This is a genomic window from Streptomyces sp. NL15-2K (assembly GCF_030551255.1).
GTDB lineage: Bacteria > Actinomycetota > Actinomycetes > Streptomycetales > Streptomycetaceae > Streptomyces.
The window spans coordinates 8,674,519-8,691,936 of the sequence record NZ_CP130630.1; the positions used below are offsets into that span (position 1 = coordinate 8,674,519).

15 protein-coding genes and 1 riboswitch are annotated in these 17,418 nt (G+C 70.5%); of the genes, 7 read left to right on the forward strand and 8 right to left on the reverse strand.

Annotation, left to right across the window (positions count from 1 at the left end; translation table 11 throughout):
* Positions 1-35 precede the first annotated feature (35 nt).
* Entirely contained in the window at positions 36-599 is a 564-nt protein-coding gene (locus tag Q4V64_RS38975; RefSeq protein ID WP_124438719.1) for a DUF485 domain-containing protein, read from the forward strand.
* Positions 596-2,188: a cation acetate symporter gene (locus tag Q4V64_RS38980; RefSeq protein WP_124438718.1), complete on the forward strand. Its 1,593-nt coding sequence runs from the start codon at positions 596-598 to the stop codon at positions 2,186-2,188. Before Q4V64_RS38975 ends, Q4V64_RS38980 begins: the two co-directional genes overlap by 4 nt.
* Positions 2,189-2,280: 92 nt before the next feature.
* Here Q4V64_RS38980 and Q4V64_RS38985 read toward each other — a convergent pair whose 3' ends face one another.
* The 6 genes from Q4V64_RS38985 to Q4V64_RS39010 form a co-directional block, all read right to left on the reverse strand.
* Positions 2,281-2,961: a response regulator gene (locus Q4V64_RS38985; protein ID WP_124438717.1), complete on the reverse strand. Its 681-nt coding sequence runs from the start codon at positions 2,959-2,961 to the stop codon at positions 2,281-2,283.
* Positions 2,958-4,634, reverse strand: a complete 1,677-nt coding sequence (locus Q4V64_RS38990) for a sensor histidine kinase (RefSeq protein WP_172629093.1) — start codon at positions 4,632-4,634, stop codon at positions 2,958-2,960. Before Q4V64_RS38990 ends, Q4V64_RS38985 begins: the two co-directional genes overlap by 4 nt.
* Before the next feature lie 124 nt (positions 4,635-4,758).
* Positions 4,759-5,703, reverse strand: a complete 945-nt coding sequence (locus Q4V64_RS38995) for a sucrase ferredoxin (protein ID WP_124438715.1) — start codon at positions 5,701-5,703, stop codon at positions 4,759-4,761.
* Between the two features lie 358 nt (positions 5,704-6,061).
* Positions 6,062-6,298: a hypothetical protein gene (locus Q4V64_RS39000; RefSeq protein ID WP_124438714.1), complete on the reverse strand. Its 237-nt coding sequence runs from the start codon at positions 6,296-6,298 to the stop codon at positions 6,062-6,064.
* Between the two features lie 335 nt (positions 6,299-6,633).
* On the reverse strand, positions 6,634-6,780 hold the full coding sequence (locus Q4V64_RS39005; protein WP_172629092.1) for a hypothetical protein: 147 nt from the start codon (positions 6,778-6,780) through the stop codon (positions 6,634-6,636).
* A 240-nt stretch (positions 6,781-7,020) separates the two neighbouring features.
* On the reverse strand, positions 7,021-7,575 hold the full coding sequence (locus tag Q4V64_RS39010) for a DUF6082 family protein (protein ID WP_303713982.1): 555 nt from the start codon (positions 7,573-7,575) through the stop codon (positions 7,021-7,023).
* Between the two features lie 321 nt (positions 7,576-7,896).
* Here Q4V64_RS39010 and Q4V64_RS39015 point away from each other — a divergent pair, with 321 nt between their 5' ends.
* Positions 7,897-8,949, forward strand: coding sequence for a GTP-binding protein (locus Q4V64_RS39015; protein WP_172629091.1), 1,053 nt, complete (start codon positions 7,897-7,899; stop codon positions 8,947-8,949).
* 233 nt (positions 8,950-9,182) lie between these two features.
* Here the strand turns inward: Q4V64_RS39015 and Q4V64_RS39020 are convergent, their stop codons facing one another.
* A complete protein-coding gene (locus Q4V64_RS39020; protein ID WP_124438713.1) occupies positions 9,183-11,639 on the reverse strand; it encodes a DNA topoisomerase IV subunit A in 2,457 nt (818 codons plus the stop codon).
* Positions 11,640-12,037: 398 nt separating this feature from the next.
* Here Q4V64_RS39020 and Q4V64_RS39025 point away from each other — a divergent pair, with 398 nt between their 5' ends.
* The 4 genes from Q4V64_RS39025 to Q4V64_RS39040 all read left to right on the forward strand — a co-directional run bounded on the left by Q4V64_RS39025 (position 12,038) and on the right by Q4V64_RS39040 (position 16,880).
* Positions 12,038-13,435, forward strand: a complete 1,398-nt coding sequence (locus Q4V64_RS39025) for a pitrilysin family protein (RefSeq protein WP_124438805.1) — start codon at positions 12,038-12,040, stop codon at positions 13,433-13,435.
* On the forward strand, positions 13,432-14,820 hold the full coding sequence (locus tag Q4V64_RS39030; RefSeq protein WP_124438712.1) for a pitrilysin family protein: 1,389 nt from the start codon (positions 13,432-13,434) through the stop codon (positions 14,818-14,820). Before Q4V64_RS39025 ends, Q4V64_RS39030 begins: the two co-directional genes overlap by 4 nt.
* A 214-nt stretch (positions 14,821-15,034) precedes the next feature.
* Positions 15,035-15,199: riboswitch (cyclic di-AMP (ydaO/yuaA leader) on the forward strand.
* A gap of 12 nt (positions 15,200-15,211) precedes the next feature.
* Positions 15,212-15,997, forward strand: a complete 786-nt coding sequence (locus Q4V64_RS39035; protein ID WP_124438711.1) for a M23 family metallopeptidase — start codon at positions 15,212-15,214, stop codon at positions 15,995-15,997.
* Positions 15,998-16,184: 187 nt separating this feature from the next.
* Positions 16,185-16,880: a GntR family transcriptional regulator gene (locus tag Q4V64_RS39040; protein ID WP_124438710.1), complete on the forward strand. Its 696-nt coding sequence runs from the start codon at positions 16,185-16,187 to the stop codon at positions 16,878-16,880.
* Positions 16,881-17,050: 170 nt separating this feature from the next.
* Here Q4V64_RS39040 and Q4V64_RS39045 read toward each other — a convergent pair whose 3' ends face one another.
* Positions 17,051-17,332, reverse strand: coding sequence for an HPr family phosphocarrier protein (locus tag Q4V64_RS39045; RefSeq protein ID WP_067441040.1), 282 nt, complete (start codon positions 17,330-17,332; stop codon positions 17,051-17,053).
* Positions 17,333-17,418: the final 86 nt, after the last annotated feature.

The window sequence follows — 17,418 nt, forward strand, 5'->3', positions numbered from 1 at the left end:
AGTCGGGGATCTTCCCGTTCTGTCCATCCTTGGGCATGCAGCCAAGCAACGGTCGCCGCCGCGGAAGCCCGGGTGGTGCCGAGAGTTCGGTCGACAACCACGACGGTCATGATCCGGCCACCGCCGAGGCGTCCGGGAGCGTGCGGTACGACGACCCCTGGTACGACGCACTCGCCTCCGGGTGGGGCGAGTCGGGTGGTGCGGGCGGTTCTGTGCCGACGGATCCGTCGGTGCGCCGGGAACGCGACGCCCCGGCTGTCGACGCGGCCGACGTGTACCTGGAGGTGCAGCGCAGTGCTGCCTTCCAGGAGGTGCGCAGGCGGTACCGGAGGTTCGTGGTGCCGGCGGTCGTCGTGTTCTTCGTCTGGTACCTGGCCTATGTCGTGACCGCCACGACAGCGCCCGGACTGATGGCGCGTCCCGTGGCGGGCGCCGTGAACGTGGCGATGCTGGCGGGGCTCGGGCAGTTCCTCACTACCTTCCTGTTCACCTGGGCGTACGCGCGGCACGCGCGGCTGCGCCGGGACCGGGCCGCGCTCGAACTGCGCTGGGCCACCCAGGAACTGACGCGCGGCGGCATTCGGGGCGGCGCGTCATGACGGGGACCCACCAGACGCCGGCTCTGCTGATGTTCGGCTTGTTCGTCGCGGTCACGCTGGGGATCACGACGTGGGTGAGCCGCCACCGGCGGGGTTCGGCGGAGGAGTTCTACGCGGGTGGCCGGCTCTTCTCGCCGATGGAGAATGGTTTTGCCATCGCGGGTGACTACGTGTCGGCCGCCTCCTTCCTCGGCATCTCCGGGCTCATCGCCCTCTACGGCTACGACGGACTGCTGTACTCGGTGGGCTTCCTGGTGGCCTGGCTCGTGGTGCTGTTCCTGGTCGCCGAACTGGTCCGCAACTGCGGGCGGTTCACACTCGCGGACGTGGTCGCGGCGCGGATGAGCGAGCGGCCGGTACGGATCGCGGCGGGAACCTCCTCGGTCACTGTGTCCGTTCTCTATCTGGTGGCGCAGATGGTGGGTGCGGGGAGCCTGGTCGCGCTGCTGATCGGGCGTACCAGCGAGTCGGCGCAGGCATGGACGGTCATCGGGGTCGGCGCGCTCATGGTGATCTATGTGTCGTTGGGAGGGATGCGGGCCACCACCTGGATTCAGATCGTCAAAGCGGTTCTGCTGCTCGGTGGCACCATCGCGCTCACCGCGCTCGTCCTGCTGCGGTTCCAGGGCGACTTCGACCGGCTGCTGCTCACGGCGGCGGAGCGCAGTGGTCACGGTGAATCGTTCCTGGCGCCCGGTCTGAAGTACGGCGGGGACTGGATGGCGCGCCTCGACTTCATCAGTCTGGGACTTGCACTGGTGCTGGGCACGGCCGGGCTGCCGCACATCCTGTCCCGCTTCTACACCGTGCCCACCGCGCGGGCCGCACGGCATTCGGTCGTCTGGTCGATCGGACTCATCGGCGGCTTCTATCTGATGACGATCGTCCTCGGGTTCGGCGCGGCGGCGATCGTGGGGCCGGATGCCGTACGCGGATCGAACGCTGCGGGGAACACGGCCGTACCGCTGCTGGCGCTCGAGCTGGGTGGTGGCGCGGACTCCACGGGCGGAACGGTGCTCTTCGCGGTCGTCGCCGCCGTCGCCTTCGCCACGATCCTCGCGGTGGTCGCCGGCATCACGCTCGCCTCCTCGGCGTCCGTCGCCCATGACCTGTACGCATCCTTGCGGCGCCGGCGCTCCAAGCCGCGCAGTGAGGTGTCCGTGGCGCGTGCAGCAGCCGTCGGCATCGGTGTGGTGGCGATCGCCCTCGGCCTGCTGGCGCGCGACCTCAACGTCGCCTTCCTGGTGGGCCTCGCCTTCGCCGTCGCCGCGTCCGCCAATCTGCCGGTGCTGCTCTACTCGCTGTTCTGGCGCGGTTTCACCACCCGCGGTGCCGTATGGGCCGTCTACGGCGGGCTGATCCCGGCCGTGGTGCTCGTGCTGCTGTCGCCGGTGGTGTCGGGCAGCCCGGCATCGCTGTTCCCGGGCGTCGACTTCCAGTACTTCCCGCTGCAGAACCCCGGCCTCGTCTCGATCCCGCTGAGCTTCGTCGCGGGCTGGCTCGGCACGGTCACCTCGGCGGAGCTGCCCGACGAGGCCAAGCACGCGGAGAGCGAGGTGCGGTCGCTGACGGGGGCGGGGGCCGTGTAGGCACACCTACGGCGGCCAGGGCTCGGGCGGCGCTCTACGTGCAGTCGATCAAGAGCAGCCCTGCCGATGTTCACAAGGACGGGCTGAAGTCCTCAGGCGCGGGTCGCCCACACGTAACGGTGTTCCGGGCGGCCGGCGTCGCCGTACTTGAGGGTGAGCCTGGCCCGCCCCGTGCGTTCCAGGAGCTTCAAATAGCGCTGGGCGGTCTGGCGGCTCACCCCGGTCCGCTCGGCGATCTCCTGGGCCGACAGGGGGCCCTCGGCGTTCATCAGGGACCGGCGTACGAGCTCCGCGGTGGTGGGGGAGTGCCCTTTGGGCAGGTCCGACTCCGACGGCGTGGACAGAGCGCCGAAGATGCGGTCCACCTCGGCCTGCTCCGCCTCGCCGCCGCCGTCGAGGGTGCGGCGCAGCTGCGCGTACGCCTCCAGCTTGGCGCGCAGCCCGGCGAAGGCGAACGGCTTGACCAGGTACTGCAGCGCGCCCTGCCGCATCGCGGCCTGTACGGTCGAGACGTCCCGCGCCGCCGTCACCATGATCACGTCGGTTTGCCGCCCGCGCCGGCGCAGCTCCTGGACGACCGTGAGGCCCGTCGCGTCGGGCAGGTAGTGGTCCAGCAGGACCAGGTCCACATGAGGCAGCGCCTCCAGTTGGTCGAGCGCCTCCGCCGCGCTGTGCGCCTCGCCGGCCACATGGAAGCCCGGCACCTTCTCCACGTAGGCGGCGTTGACCCGAGCCACCCGGGTGTCGTCGTCCACGACCAGGACCTCGATCATCGCGACTCCTCCTCGGTGGCGGGCTGTGCGGTCTGCGGCGCGGTGAGAGCGGGTACCGGTTCCGGCTCGGCCAGCGCGTCGGGCAGGACGACGGTGAACTGCGCGCCCCCGCCGCCCGCCTCGCCGACGGTCGCGCTGCCGCCCTGCCGCTCGGCGAGCCTGCGCACGAGGGACAGCCCGATGCCGCGCTCCCGGTGCGCCGGCGGCTTCTTCGTGGACCATCCCTCGGTGAAGATCAATTCACGGTGCTCCACCGGGATGCCGGGACCTGTGTCACGCACCCTGAGGACGGCGGTACGGCCCTCCGTGCGCAGTTCGACCTCCACGCGCGCGTGCGGTGTGCCCGCGACCGCGTCCAGGGCGTTGTCCACCAGGTTGCCGAGGATCGTGACGAGGCCGCTGGGATCGACCAGCCGGTCCGGCAGCCGGGTCCGGTCCGAGACCCACAGCGCGACCCCGCGCTCGGCCGCGACGGTCGCCTTGCCGACCAGCAGCGCGGCGAGCAGGGGGTCATGGATCTTCTCGGTGACCTGTTCCGCGGTGGCACGGTGATCGCCGACGACTTCCCCGACGAACTCCACGGCGTCGTCGTACATCTCCAGTTCGAGCAGCCCGAGGAGCGTGTGCATGCGGTTGGCGTGCTCGTGGTCCTGGGCGCGCAGGGCGTCGATCAGACCGCGCGTGGAGTCGAGTTCCCGGCCGAGCTGCTCCAGCTCGGTGCGGTCGCGCAGGGTGGCGACGGCGCCGCCGTCGTCCGTGGGCATGCGGTTGGCGACCAGGACCCGCTGGCGGCGGACGGTGAGCAGGTCGGTGCCCGTCACCCGGCCGGCCAGGACGTCGGCCGTACGGCCCTCGCCGAGCGCGTCCTCGGGGGAGCGGCCGACGGCCTCGTCCCCGATGCCCAGCAGGCGCTGCGCCTCGTCGTTGAGCAGGCGGACGCGGCCGGCGCGGTCCAGGGCGACCACGCCTTCCCTGATGCCGTGCAGCATGGCCTCACGCTCCGCGAGCAGCCCCGAGATGTCCGAGAAGGCCAGGTCCCGGGTCTGCCGCTGGACCCGGCGGGAGATGAGCCAGGCGGCCAGCGCGCCGACGGCGAGGGCGCCGCCGGCGTACGCGAACAGCCCCGGGATCGCGTGGATCAGCCGCGCCCGCACGCTGTCGTACGCGATGCCGACCGAGACAGCGCCGACGATGTCGCCGTCGCTGTCACGCAGCGGCACCTTGCCGCGGGCGGAGCGGCCCAGGGTGCCGCTGTCGATCTCCATGACCTCCTTGCCGGCGAGGGCCTGGCCGGGGTCGGTCGAGACGGTCCTGCCGATCTGGTCGGGGTTGGTGTGCGACCAGCGCACGCCCCGCCAGTCCATCACCACGATGTACTCGGCCTGGGTCGCCCCGCGGATCCGCTCCGCCGTCCGCTGGACGGGCCCGTCGGCCGTCGGCGGCGTGTTCTTGACCTCGTCGGCGATCTGCGGCTGGGCGGCGGTGGTCTGCGCGATCGCGAGGGCGCGGCGCATCGCCTGGTCGTCCAGTTGGTCGCTGAGGGGTGCGAGGAACAGTCCGGTCGCGAGCACCGCGACTCCCGCGGCGATCGCCAGCTGCATCAGCAGCACCTGCGAGAACATGCGCCTCGGCAATCCGAGGCGCAGGCGGCGTGCGGGGGGAGCGGGGCTCATATCCATGACGGTACGTGGGGGTTCCGGAACTGCCGCAGGGGGTGTGGCGTGGATCTCTTGATCAATGTGTGTGAAGCCGACCGACAACCCGCCCAGTAGGGCCCGCCTTGTGCAGCCGGTTCCGTCAGCTCGCGAGAGCCGTTGCGTTCGGCAGTTCGCGCACCGCCACCACGTCCATCCGTGCCGGCGAGCCGAGGACCGACGCCCCGCAGCTCTCCGCACGAGGCGGCGCGGACGCGCCCTGGGCCACGACGACGAGCCACCGGCGTCCGTCGGTGTGGGCGACGGTCACCTCCCAGCTCGAAGGAGAGCCCTCTGTGCGGACGACGGCCAGCGCGCCCGCCGCGTCCTCGCCCACGGCCGTGCGCACGGCCAGTTCGGCGGCCTGGCCGGGCCGTTCCCAGGCCGAGTTCCCGCGGCACCCCTCCACGACGATCCGCCCCTCCTGGACGCCGTGCAGGATCTCCTTCACGGTATGGGCCTCGGCCCGGCCGTAGGCGTATCCGTACGGCAGGACGAGCAGCGTCGGCGAGAAGCGATGTCCGCCCAAGTGGGTGACCTCCCAGGTGCCCTCGACCCCGGAGGCGGCCAACTCGGTGGCGAGGGGGCGGCCGAGCAGGGCACAGCAGCGGTCGCGCTTGCCGTTGGTGCACACGAGCGCGAGCGGGTGGCCGGTGTGGGGCCGCGCGTCGAGCGCCGAGTCGAAGGTGCTGTGGTCCCCTCTGCCGAGCGCCGCGAAGTCGAGGTCGAGGAGCCGGTACGGATCGCGGGTGGTGGCGGCGTGCAGCCACGCGTTCCCGGGCGCGGTGTGGGCGGCGTACACGTGGCGCAGAGCGGTCGTTCCGCTGTCGGCGTGGCGCCCGGGGCGCCGGATGAGCGCGATGCGTACGCCCGTGCCCTGCGTGGCCGCCTCCAGGGCGCGGCCCAGCGTGGGGTCCAGGTGGCTCGAGGTGAGCGCCTTGGCACCCCATGGCCCGGGCTGTTCCAGCAGCAGCCAGGTACTCGCCGTGGCCGCGGTCCCGGAAATGGGCTCGGCGAGATCCCGGGAGACGGTTGAGCAGGTACTCACAGAGGTGAGCCTAACCTGACTTGGATCCGGGTGACTTCCGGAGGGCCCGTGTCCTGCTCCGGCAGGTGCTGCGGCGGCCTGGGCTCCACGCGGTCAGCCGTACGGGCAACCGCGAAGATCGAAGACCATCAGGCCGGTGGCGCGGTATGTGGGGCCGAGGGCGCCGGTGGCGGTGCCGAGGGTCGCGTGACACGCGTGTGGCCTGGTGCCGTTCTGACGCCAGGCCTCATCGGTGGTGATCGAGCAGTGGCGGGGTGACGGACTGCTCGGTGGGGGGATGCCCGGGTCGCTCAGCGGTTCTGCGCGGCCGGGAAGCTGTACGGGACGAGTCTGGGGTGGACGCGTGCTCGCTCGGGGATCAGGAGTCGGGGATGTCTGCCTTGGCGCGAATCAGTGTCTCTCTGCTGACGATGACGATGCGCTCGTAGTCGGCCCGGGAGGCGTCGGCAGGCAGTTCTTGCTCAAGCGCCTCGGTGGCCTCGGTGCCGATGACGGCGAAGTTGCCGTCGCTCAGCTCGAACACATCCGGGCAGTTCGCTCCTGAGGCACTGCCACGGGCACTCGGAGGCACACCGATGCGGCGCACGATTTTCAAGGGTGCTGGTCCTTAACGATGGGTGTGGGCACAGTTTTGGGCAGCAGGTTACTGGTGTTGGTCCTGTGGTTTGGCCATATGGGGAAAGATCACCTGCCGTGTCGTACGGGCCGGTGAATGACCGGTCGGAATGGTGACGCTGTGTACTGCAGCGGTACCCATGACCCTCCGCGGTGACGGCCCGATGTTGCTAGTCTCAGGAAAGCCGTGTGCGGCTGCGCCGAGATGCACGAAGGACCCCGCCCTCCCGTCGGCTAGGCCCCGACGGACCGGAGGGCGAGCTCCTTGTGGTGGATGTGAGCCCTGGCTGATCGCTCAGCTGGGGCTCACGCGCTTCAGATCCACGATTGGTGCTCGATCAGCCACGCGATCACGAGAAAGACCTCGCAGGACGCGCATACGCGCTCCGAAGAGACGTGCCGCTGGACGTGCTGCCGTACGTGGATCCACCACCGGTCCTTCCGCTCGCGCTTGCGTTTCAAGACCGGCTCCCCTCTGGCCCGAAGGCCTCGAGTGCGGGATGGCGCCCCGCGCCGCTGAGGTCACACCCTGTGTCCTCACGTGAGGGACGCGGTTTGTGAACCTCGAAGGGATGCCGGGAGGTTGAACCTTAGCGATGGATGGATATGACCGGCACTCTACTGGGGTCCACGTGGACACATGGATAAAAATCACCTGGCCGTGTCGTCACGGGCAGCTGGTTGCCCGTTCGGAGCGGGTGGTCACGCTGTCGGGGGATTGCCCACCACCCACCACTCGTCCGTCTCGGCCTCGTCCAGATCCTTGATGAGGCCGTCCACCATGCGCCCGATCCTGGCCTCGTCCGACGAGTGCTTCAAAGTGGCGCGCTGCCCCTTCGAAGCCTCCCAGTACTCCCGCAGGAGGGGGCTCTGGAAGAGTTCACGCAGGTGCCCGTACAGCTCCTCCTGGTCCAGGATTCCTGAGCGGTAGAGGTGGTACAGGTTGACGTACCAGGCGTTGGCGTAGAAGTACTGGCGCCGCTTCGCGGCCGGGATGCTCTTGTCGTAGGTGTCGATCACCTCCGCGAGGGAGGGATCGTCGATGGCCTTGGCCAGCAACTCCCAGTGCATGCGCTGTTGGTGCGCCAGCGCCTTGCGCCGGGACGCCATTTCCTCGAGCTCCATGCGCCTCACCTGCAGGCGTGCCTCTTCGAGCCGCCGTTGACGCGAAGCCATAGTCAACGTGGCGGTGGCGAGCATCAGGCCCGCCGCCGCGACGGGGCCCAACCCCTGTACTCCAAAATTCCGTGTGGCCATGTCAACCCCCGAATCAGGCGGCCGTCCGCCGGTCGTCGGGGTGCGGGTTCGACTGAAGGGGACCGGCGAGCGGTGGGCGGCGCTTGCCGTCTCCCAGAGTGCCGAGCGGCTCTGATCGGCGGGGGAGGCGGAGAGGGGCGCACGGAGGGAAGCGAGGGTCGCACACCCCGGCGCCTTGCCCAACGTCTGCCCCGCAAGTACTGCTAACAATCGTTCACTTCGCGGTGATTCTTCCGGCTCGTATCCTGGGTCGGCATTCAACCCTCGTACGTGTGCACGGTGGCGATCCGGCGCACGCTTCGGCGTGAGAGAGGTAGCGCATTGAGTCGGAGTCCGCGACAGATCCCGGTCGTCGTGCTCGCCGGATTCCTGGGGTCCGGCAAGACCACCCTCCTCAACCATCTCCTCCACAGCAGCGGGGGCAGCCGTATCGGCGCCATCGTCAACGACTTCGGCGCCATCGAGATCGACGCGATGGCCGTCGCCGGTGCCCTCGGCGACTCCACCGTCTCCCTCGGGAACGGATGCCTGTGCTGTGCCGTGGACGCCGGCGAACTCGACGTCTACCTGGAGCGGCTCGCCCGCCCCGACACCGGCATCGACGTCATCGTCATCGAGGCCAGCGGGCTCGCCGAACCACAGGAACTCGTGCGCATGGTGCTCGCCAGTGAGCATCCGGGGATCGTGTACGGCGGACTGGTCGAGGTCGTCGACGCCGCCGAGTTCGACGACACCCGCGCGAAGCATCCCGAGATCGACCGGCACCTCGGCCTCGCCGACCTGGTCGTCGTCAACAAGCTCGACCGGACCGCCGACGGTGATCGGGTGCTGGGTCTGGTCCGGTCCCTCGTCGACCGCGCCGCCGTCGTGCCCGCGCGCTACGGCCGGATCGACCCCGAGTTCCTCTTCGACTGCCGGCCGAGCGAGGAGCGCGTCGGGCAGCTGTCCTTCGACGACCTGCACGAACACGGCGCGGACGACGGTCACGGGCATCATCTGCACGCCGGCTACGACAGCCTGTCCTTCGTCTCCGAAGCGCCCCTCGACCCGCGCCGGCTCATGCGGTTCCTCGACAGCAGGCCCGAGGGGCTGTACCGGATCAAGGGGTACGTCGACTTCGGGCCGTACGACGTCACGAACCGTTACGCCATTCATGCCGTCGGGCGGTTCCTGCGCTTCTACCCGGAGCCGCGGCCGGCCGCCGACGCCCGCCTCACCCAGCTGGTGCTCATCGGCTCCGGCATCGACTCGCCCGCCCTCGGCAAGGAACTGGCGGGGTGCGAGAGCGACGCCCCACACGCCGACGAGGATGGCATGTGGGGCGTCCTGCGCTACGTACAGGCCCCGGAGGAAGAGGCCTTCCAGGAGGCCTAGGCCCGGTCGTCAAATTCCCGCCTGCCCCGCGACGCCATGCACGTGCTCTCGCCGCACCGGGCGCAGACCCACGTACAACCAGTACGAGGGCCTGCGCCCGGCACGCCGAGAGCACGCACCTACGCGGACATCAGCCTCCCCCACTCTCGGCTTCGCTCGAGCGGGGGGACCCCCATCGCGGCGGGGCGCGCGGCCCGCCCTTCGGGCGGACGACGGGAATTTGACGACCGGGCCTAGACCGGCCCCGCCACCACCGCCACCGGCTTCCCCAGCGACACGCCCGAGCCGTCGCGGCGCGGGTCCATCTCCGGGAGGTCGGCCGGTGTGCCGTTCTTCTGTGCCGCCTTGGCCGGGACCGCGCCCGCCCAGGCCAGCGACAGACAGTCCTCGCCCTTCAGGAACCGCTGGCAGCGGACGCCGCCGGTGGCGCGGCCCTTGCGCGGGTACTGGTCGAACGGGGTCAGCTTGGCCGTCGTCTGGACGGAGTCGTCGAGCGTGCCGCGCGAGCCCGCGACCGTGAACACCACCGCGTCCACCGCCGGATCCACGGCCGTGAAGGAGATGACCTTCGCGCCCTCGGTGAGCTTGATGCCCGCCACGCCACCCGCCGGGCGGCCCTGCGGACGGACCTGGGAGGCCTGGAAGCGCAGCAGCTGGGCGTCGTCCGTGATGAAGACAAGATCCTCCTCGCCGGTGCGCAGCTCGACCGCGCCGACGATCCGGTCGCCCTCCTTGAGCGTGATGACCTCCAGCTCCTCCTTGTTGGCCGGGTAGTCGGGGACCACGCGCTTGACGATGCCCTGTTCCGTGCCGAGCGCCAGGCCGGGCGAGGACTCGTCGAGCGTGGTCAGGCAGACCACCGTCTCGTCCCCCTCCAGGGAGACGAACTCCGCCAGCGGGGCGCCGCCGGAGAGGGTCGGCGTCGTCGCCGTGTCCGGGAGCTGGGGCAGGTCGACGACGTTCACCCGGAGCAGGCGGCCGGCCGACGTCACCACGCCCACCTCGCCGCGCGCCGTGGCCGGCACCGCCGAGACGATCACGTCGTGCTTGGCGCGCCGCGCGTCGGCGTCCTCCGGGAACGGCTCGCCGTTCGCCGTACGGGCCATCAGACCCGTCGAGGACAGCAGCACCCGGCACGGGTCGTCCGCCACCTGGAGCGGCACGGTGGCCGCCGGGGCGCCCGCCGACTCCAGCAGGACCGTACGCCGCTCGGTGCCGAACTTCTTCGCCACCTGGGCCAGTTCGGCGGAGACCAGCTTGCGCAGCTCGGCGTCCGAGTCGAGGATCCGGGTCAGCTCCGCGATCTCGGCGTTGAGCCGGTCCTTCTCCGCGTCCAGCTCGATGCGGTCGTACTTGGTGAGCCGGCGCAGCGGCGTGTCCAGGATGTACTGGGTCTGGATCTCGCTCAGCGAGAAGCGCTCCATCAGGCGCTCCTTGGCCTGCGCGGAGTTGTCGCTGGAGCGGATGAGGCGGATGACCTCGTCGATGTCCACCAGCGCGGTGAGCAGGCCCTCGACCAGGTGCAGACGGTCGCGCTTCTTGGTGCGGCGGAACTCGCTGCGACGGCGTACGACCTCGAAGCGGTGGTCGAGGTAGACCTCCAGGAGCTCCTTCAGGCCCAGGGTGAGCGGCTGGCCGTCCACCAGTGCCACGTTGTTCACGCCGAAGGACTCCTCCATCGGCGTCAGCTTGTAGAGCTGCTCCAGGACCGCCTCCGGCACGAAGCCGTTCTTGATCTCGATGACCAGGCGCAGGCCGTGCGCGCGGTCGGTGAGGTCCTTGACGTCGGCGATGCCCAGGAGCTTCTTCGAGCCCACCAGGTCCTTGATCTTGGCGATCACCTTCTCCGGGCCGACCGTGAAGGGCAGCTCGGTCACGACGAGGCCCTTGCGGCGCGCCGTCACGTTCTCCACGGACACCGTCGCGCGGATCTTGAACGTGCCGCGGCCCGTCTCGTAGGCGTCCCGGATGCCGGTCAGGCCGACGATACGGCCGCCGGTGGGCAGGTCAGGGCCCGGGACATGCCTCATCAGGGCGTCAAGATCCGCGTTCGGGTAGCGGATCAGGTGGCGGGCGGCCGCGATGACCTCGGCCAGGTTGTGCGGCGGCATGTTGGTGGCCATGCCGACGGCGATGCCCGAGGCGCCGTTGACCAGGAGGTTCGGGAAGGCGGCGGGCAGCGCCACCGGCTCCTGCTCCTGGCCGTCGTAGTTGGGGGTGAAGTCGACCGTGTCCTCGTCGATCGACTCGGTCATCAGGCTTGTCGCCGGGGCCTGCCGGCACTCGGTGTACCGCATGGCGGCCGGCGGGTCGTCGTTGCCCAGCGAGCCGAAGTTGCCGTGGCCGTCGACCAGCGGGACGCGCATCGAGAAGGGCTGGGCCATGCGCACCATGGCGTCGTAGATCGACGCGTCGCCGTGGGGGTGCAACTTACCCATGACCTCGCCGACCACGCGGGCGCACTTCACATAACCGCGGTCGGGGCGCAGGCCCATCTCGTTCATCTGGTAGACGATGCGGCGGTGCACCGGCTTGAGGCCGTCGCGGGCGTCCGGCAGGGCGCGGGAGTAGATGACCGAGTACGCGTACTCGAGGAAGGAGCCCTGCATCTCGTCGACGACGTCGATGTCGAGGATCTTCTCCTCGTACGAATCGTCGGGCGGCGGGGTCTTCGTGCTGCGGCGGGCCATCGCTGCCGGCTCCTCCTGTTTCTGGTCGCTCGCCTACGGGGCGCTGAAGTCGGTGTCGAGAGGACGGCTGTGCTCAGCCCTTCGGGCCTGAAGCGCCCTCGCCCTCTCGGCACCGACGCGCCACTTCGGCTCACTCGTGCTGAAGCGTGAACGGGATCTGACTCGGACCATTGTGGACCGCGGGACTGACAGTGCGGGCCGGGGCCTGGGATCGGCCGCCACGCCCGGCCTCGGGCAGGCGCCCGACCGCGGCTGCCCGCAGGCTACGCGATCTCGCTCTGGGCGTACCCCGCCCGGGAACTTCGCCGCCCCTTCGCACGCTTGCATACAGTGGCAGGAACGGCAGGAAAACCGCGGTTTCGAGGACCGCGACCGCGATCGAAGGGACGTACATGCCCATGGGTCACACGGCCACAGCCCAGGCAGGCTCCGGGGGCCTGACAGCGACCGAGCACCGCCTGGCCAACGGCCTGCGCGTGGTGCTCTCCGAAGACCACCTGACCCCGGTCGCGGCGGTGTGCCTCTGGTACGACGTCGGCTCGCGCCACGAAGTCAAGGAGCGTACCGGCTTGGCTCACCTTTTCGAGCACCTGATGTTCCAGGGCTCCGGCCAGGTCAAGGGCAACGGTCACTTCGAGCTGATCCAGGGCGCGGGCGGCTCGCTGAACGGCACCACCAGCTTCGAGCGCACCAACTACTTCGAGACCATGCCCACCCACCAGCTGGAGCTCGCCCTCTGGCTGGAGGCCGACCGCATGGGCTCCCTGCTGGCCGCCCTCGACGACGAGTCGATGGAGAACCAGCGGGACGTCGTGAAGAACGAGCGCCGGCAGCGCTACGACAACGTCCCCTACGGCACGGCGTTCGAGAAGCTGACCGCCCTCGCCTACCCGGAGGGCCATCCCTACCACCACACCCCGATCGGCTCGATGGCCGATCTGGACGCGGCGACTCTTGAGGACGCGCGGGCGTTCTTCCGCACCTACTACGCGCCGAACAACGCCGTACTCTCCGTGGTCGGCGACATCGACCCGGAGCAGACGCTCGCCTGGGTCGAGAAGTACTTCGGGTCCATCCCCGGGCACGACGGCAAGCCCGCCCCCCGGGACGGCTCGCTGCCCGAGGTCATCGGCGAGCAGCTGCGCGAGGTCGTCGAGGAGGAGGTCCCGGCCCGCGCCCTCATGGCGGCCTACCGGCTGCCGCACGACGGCACGCGCGCGTGCGACGCGGCCGACCTGGCGCTCACCGTCCTCGGCGGCGGCGAGTCCTCCCGCCTGTACAACCGGCTCGTCCGTCGCGACCGTACGGCCGTCGCGGCCGGCTTCGGCCTGCTGCGGCTGGCCGGAGCACCGTCCCTGGGCTGGCTGGACGTGAAGACCTCCGGTGACGTCGAGGTGCCGGTCATCGAGGCCGCCATCGACGAGGAGCTCGCCCGGTTCGCCGAGGAGGGCCCCACGGCCGAGGAAATGGAGCGCGCCCAGGCCCAGTTGGAGCGCGAGTGGCTGGACCGGCTCGGCACGGTCGCCGGCCGCGCCGACGAACTGTGCCGGTACGCCGTCCTGTTCGGCGACCCCCAGCTCGCCCTCACCGCCGTACAGCGCGTGCTGGAGGTGACGGCCGAGGAGGTCCAGGAGGTCGCCAAGGCCCGCCTGCGCCCCGACAACCGCGCGGTGCTCGTCTACGAGCCGATCTCCGCCGAGATCGCGGAGCACACCGAGGACGCGGATCCCCCCGAAGACCCGGAGGCCGAGGCCACCGTGGAAGCCACCGACGACAACGAGGAGGCGGCCAAGTGACCGAGCTCGCCACGATGGAGTTCCACCCCCAGCCCCGGGCGGGCGAGGCCAGGCCCTGGGCGTTCCCGGCCCCCACGCGCGGCGCCCTCGACAACGGCCTGACGGTGCTGCGCTGCCACCGCCCCGGTCAGCAGGTCGTCGCCGTGGAGGTGCTCCTCGACGCGCCCCTGGAGGCCGAGCCGGCCGGCTTGGACGGCGTCGCCACGATCATGGCGCGGGCCTTCTCCGAAGGCACCGACAAGCACTCCGCCGAGGACTTCGCCGCCGAGCTGGAGCGCTGCGGCGCCACGCTCGACTCGCACGCCGACCACCCCGGCGTACGTCTGTCCCTGGAGGTTCCGGCCTCGCGCCTGGCCAAGGCGCTGAGCCTGCTCGCCGATGCCCTCAGGGCGCCCGCGTTCGCCGACAGCGAGGTCGAGCGGCTGGTGCGCAACCGCCTCGACGAGATCCCGCACGAGCTGGCCAACCCCTCGCGCCGCGCCGCCAAGGAGCTCTCCAAGGAGCTGTTCCCGGCGACCTCGCGCATGTCGCGTCCCCGCCAGGGCACCGAGGAGACGGTCGCCGCCATCGACTCCGCGGCCGTACGCGCCTTCCACGAGAAGCACGTCCGTCCCGCCACCGCCACCGTCGTGGTCGTCGGCGACCTCACCGGGATCGAGCTCGACGGGCTGCTCGGCGACACGCTCGGCTCCTGGACCGGCTCCTCGGCCCAGCCGCGGCCGGTGCCGCCGGTGACCGCCGACGACACCGGCCGGGTCGTCATCGTGGACCGTCCGGGCGCCGTCCAGACGCAGCTGCTCATCGGCCGTCTCGGCCCGGACCGGCACGACCGGGTGTGGCCCGCGCAGGTGCTCGGCACGTACTGCCTCGGCGGCACCCTCACCTCCCGCCTGGACCGCGTCCTGCGCGAGGAGAAGGGCTACACCTACGGCGTGCGGGCGTTCGGGCAGGTCCTGCGGTCGGCGCCCGACGGCACCGGCGCGGCGATGCTCGCCATCAGCGGCTCGGTCGACACCCCGAACACCGGCCCGGCCCTGCAGGACCTGTGGACGGTGCTGCGCACGCTCGCGGCGGAGGGCCTGACCGACGCCGAGCGCGACGTCGCCGTGCAGAACCTCGTCGGGGTGGCGCCGCTGAAGTACGAGACGGCCGCCGCCGTGGCGAGCACGCTGGCCGACCAGGTCGAGCAGCACCTGCCGGACGACTTCCAGGCGACGCTGTACCAGCAACTCGCCGCGACCGGCACCGTGGAGGCCACCGCGGCGGCCGTGAGCGCCTTCCCGGTGGACCGTCTGGTGACGATCCTCGTGGGTGACGCGGCGCAGATCAAGAAGCCTGTGGAGGCCCTCGCCATCGGCCAAGTCACCGTCGTCTCGGCGGAGTAGACGCGGCAGGAGGCGCAGGAGCAGGCGCACGCGCGCGTGGGGCCCTGGTGACGCACAAGTCACCAGGGCCCCTTGATGTCCGAATTGAGGGAGAGGTTGCCTGTCTGCCCTGTGGCATGCGCTACAAAAACCCTGATCTGTTTGAGGATTGACAGAGGCCCCGTTTAGCTTCGTGCGGGCTGTCCGTCAGGCACCGCGCCGCACCCGCGGCACCGGACAGTCATCGCCGAGTCCCCGTACGGCGCGAGCCAGGGGAGCCGGGGACCCACCGCAGTCCCTGGGGTGAATCGGACGCCCGCGCGCGCAGCGAGGGGGTCCGTAGGAGACCTTCCTGCTCCGAACCCGTCAGCTAACCCGGTAGGCGAGAGGGAAGGAAAGGACCAGCCACCACATGGCGTTCATGTGCGCCACCGGGAAGCACCGTCGTACCGGCCGGATGAAGCGCGGCACCGCCCAGGCGGCAGGTGTCGCGGCGATCGCCACCACCGGCGTCATCGGCACCCTGGCCGCTCCGGCGCTCGCCGCCGAACCCGCCGCCGAGCAGACCGGTCTCACCCCCGTCATCACCATCGGCGACTCGATCGCCGACCAGATCGACGCCCAGGCCGCCGCGCAGCAGCAGGCCGCCGAGGAGGCCGAGGCCGAGAAGCAGGCCGCCGAGGCGCGGAAGAAGGCCGAGGAGGCAGCACGCGAGAGGGCCGCCGAGGCGGCCAAGGAGGCGCGCGAGGCCAAGGAGCGCGCCGCCCGCGAGGCCGAGCGCAAGCGCCTCAACACCTTCGTCTCCCCGATCTCCGGCTCGTACATCTCGACCGGCTACAAGACCGGCGGCGCCGTCTGGTCCTCCGGCAGCCACACCGGCGTCGACTTCCACGCGTCGAGCGGCACGTCGGTCCACGCGGTCGGCTCCGGCACCGTCGTCGAGGCCGGCTGGGGCGGGTCGTACGGCAACCAGATCGTGATCAAGATGAACGACGGCACCTACACCCAGTACGGCCATCTGTCGTCCATCGGCGTCTCGGCGGGCCAGACGGTCACCCCGGGCCAGCAGATAGGCCTCTCCGGCGCGACCGGCAACGTCACCGGTGCGCACCTGCACTTCGAGGCCCGTACGACGGCCGAGTACGGCTCGGACATCGACCCCGTCGCCTACCTCCGCTCGCACGGCGTGAACGTCTGACGACAGACGGCGAGACACCCGAAGCCCCGGCTCTCCGAGCCGGGGCTTTCGGTGTTTCCGACGATCGACTGTCCAAAAAATATCCATGGATTCCGGCCCGCCATCGGAAATTCTGGCTCATTGCAATAGAGTCACTGAACACACGTCAATCGTCGACGTTTCACGGGGATTAAGGCGGAGGTCGGTCATGCGTATTCCGGCGCACTCGGTATGCACGGCGATCCGGGATGACATCGTCGCGGGTGTCTACGAGCGCGGCAGCCGGCTCACCGAGGAACTCCTCGCGCGCCGCTACGGCGTCTCGCGCGTCCCCGTCCGGGAGGCCCTGCGCACGCTGGAGGCGGAGGGCTTCGTGGTGACCAGGCGGCACGCGGGCGCGTGCGTCGCGGAACCCACCGAGCAGGAGGGTGCCGACCTGCTGGAGATGCGCATGCTCCTGGAGCCGCTCGGCGCCTACCGGGCCGCCCAGCGGCGCACCGAGGCCCACCTGAAGGTGCTGCGCGGGCTGGTCCGGCTGGGACAGGAGCGGGCCAAGCGGGGCAACAGCGAGGACCTGCGCTCCCTGGGGGGCTGGTTCCACGAGACGCTCGCCCAGGCCTCCGGCAGCACCTCGCTGACGTCGATGCTGACCCAGCTGCGCCACAAGATCGCCTGGATGTACGCCGTGGAGGCGCCGGCCAACCCCGTGGAGTCCTGGACGGAGCACGGGGCGATCGTCGACGCCGTGGCGCGCGGCGACAGCGAACGCGCGCGGGGGCTCACGGCGCTGCACACGGAACGCGCGACGGCGGCGCACCGACTGCGTTTCGCCTCCGGCCCGGAGCGCGTGGAGCGTGTGAGGAACTCGCAACATCCCGTAAACATGACGAGCCTGCGGCATTAACACGGGCGCCGTATACAAAGAGGGTGGAATTCGCGGGGGATTATTTTCGCTGCCCGTAGACGGGAAATACGAAGGGCCCGCCCGATAATTCGGGCGAGCCCTTCGGTGCTGCGGAAGGTGCGCCTTTCAGGCGACGACCGCCGCGAGCGTCAATAGGGTGCTCGGATTGCTCAGACAGTCTCGGGGAGCTCCTCGAGCCCCTCGGAGACCAGCTTCGCGAGACGGTCGAGGGCGACGTCCGCCCCCTCGGCGTCGGAGGCGAGGACGATCTCCTCGCCACCCTGGGCGCCCAGTCCGAGGACGGCCAGCATGGAGGCCGCGTTGACGGGGTTGCCGTCGGCCTTGGCGATCGTCACCGGGATACCTGCGGCCGTGGCGGCCCGGACGAAGATGGAAGCGGGGCGGGCGTGAAGACCCTCGGCCCAGCCGACGTTGACGCGGCGCTCAGCCATGTGATGCTGCCCTTCGGTGTATCAGGGTTGTCTAGACCAGTTTCCCATATCGTGAAGCATGCCCGGAGCGGTACTTCGTCCCGCCC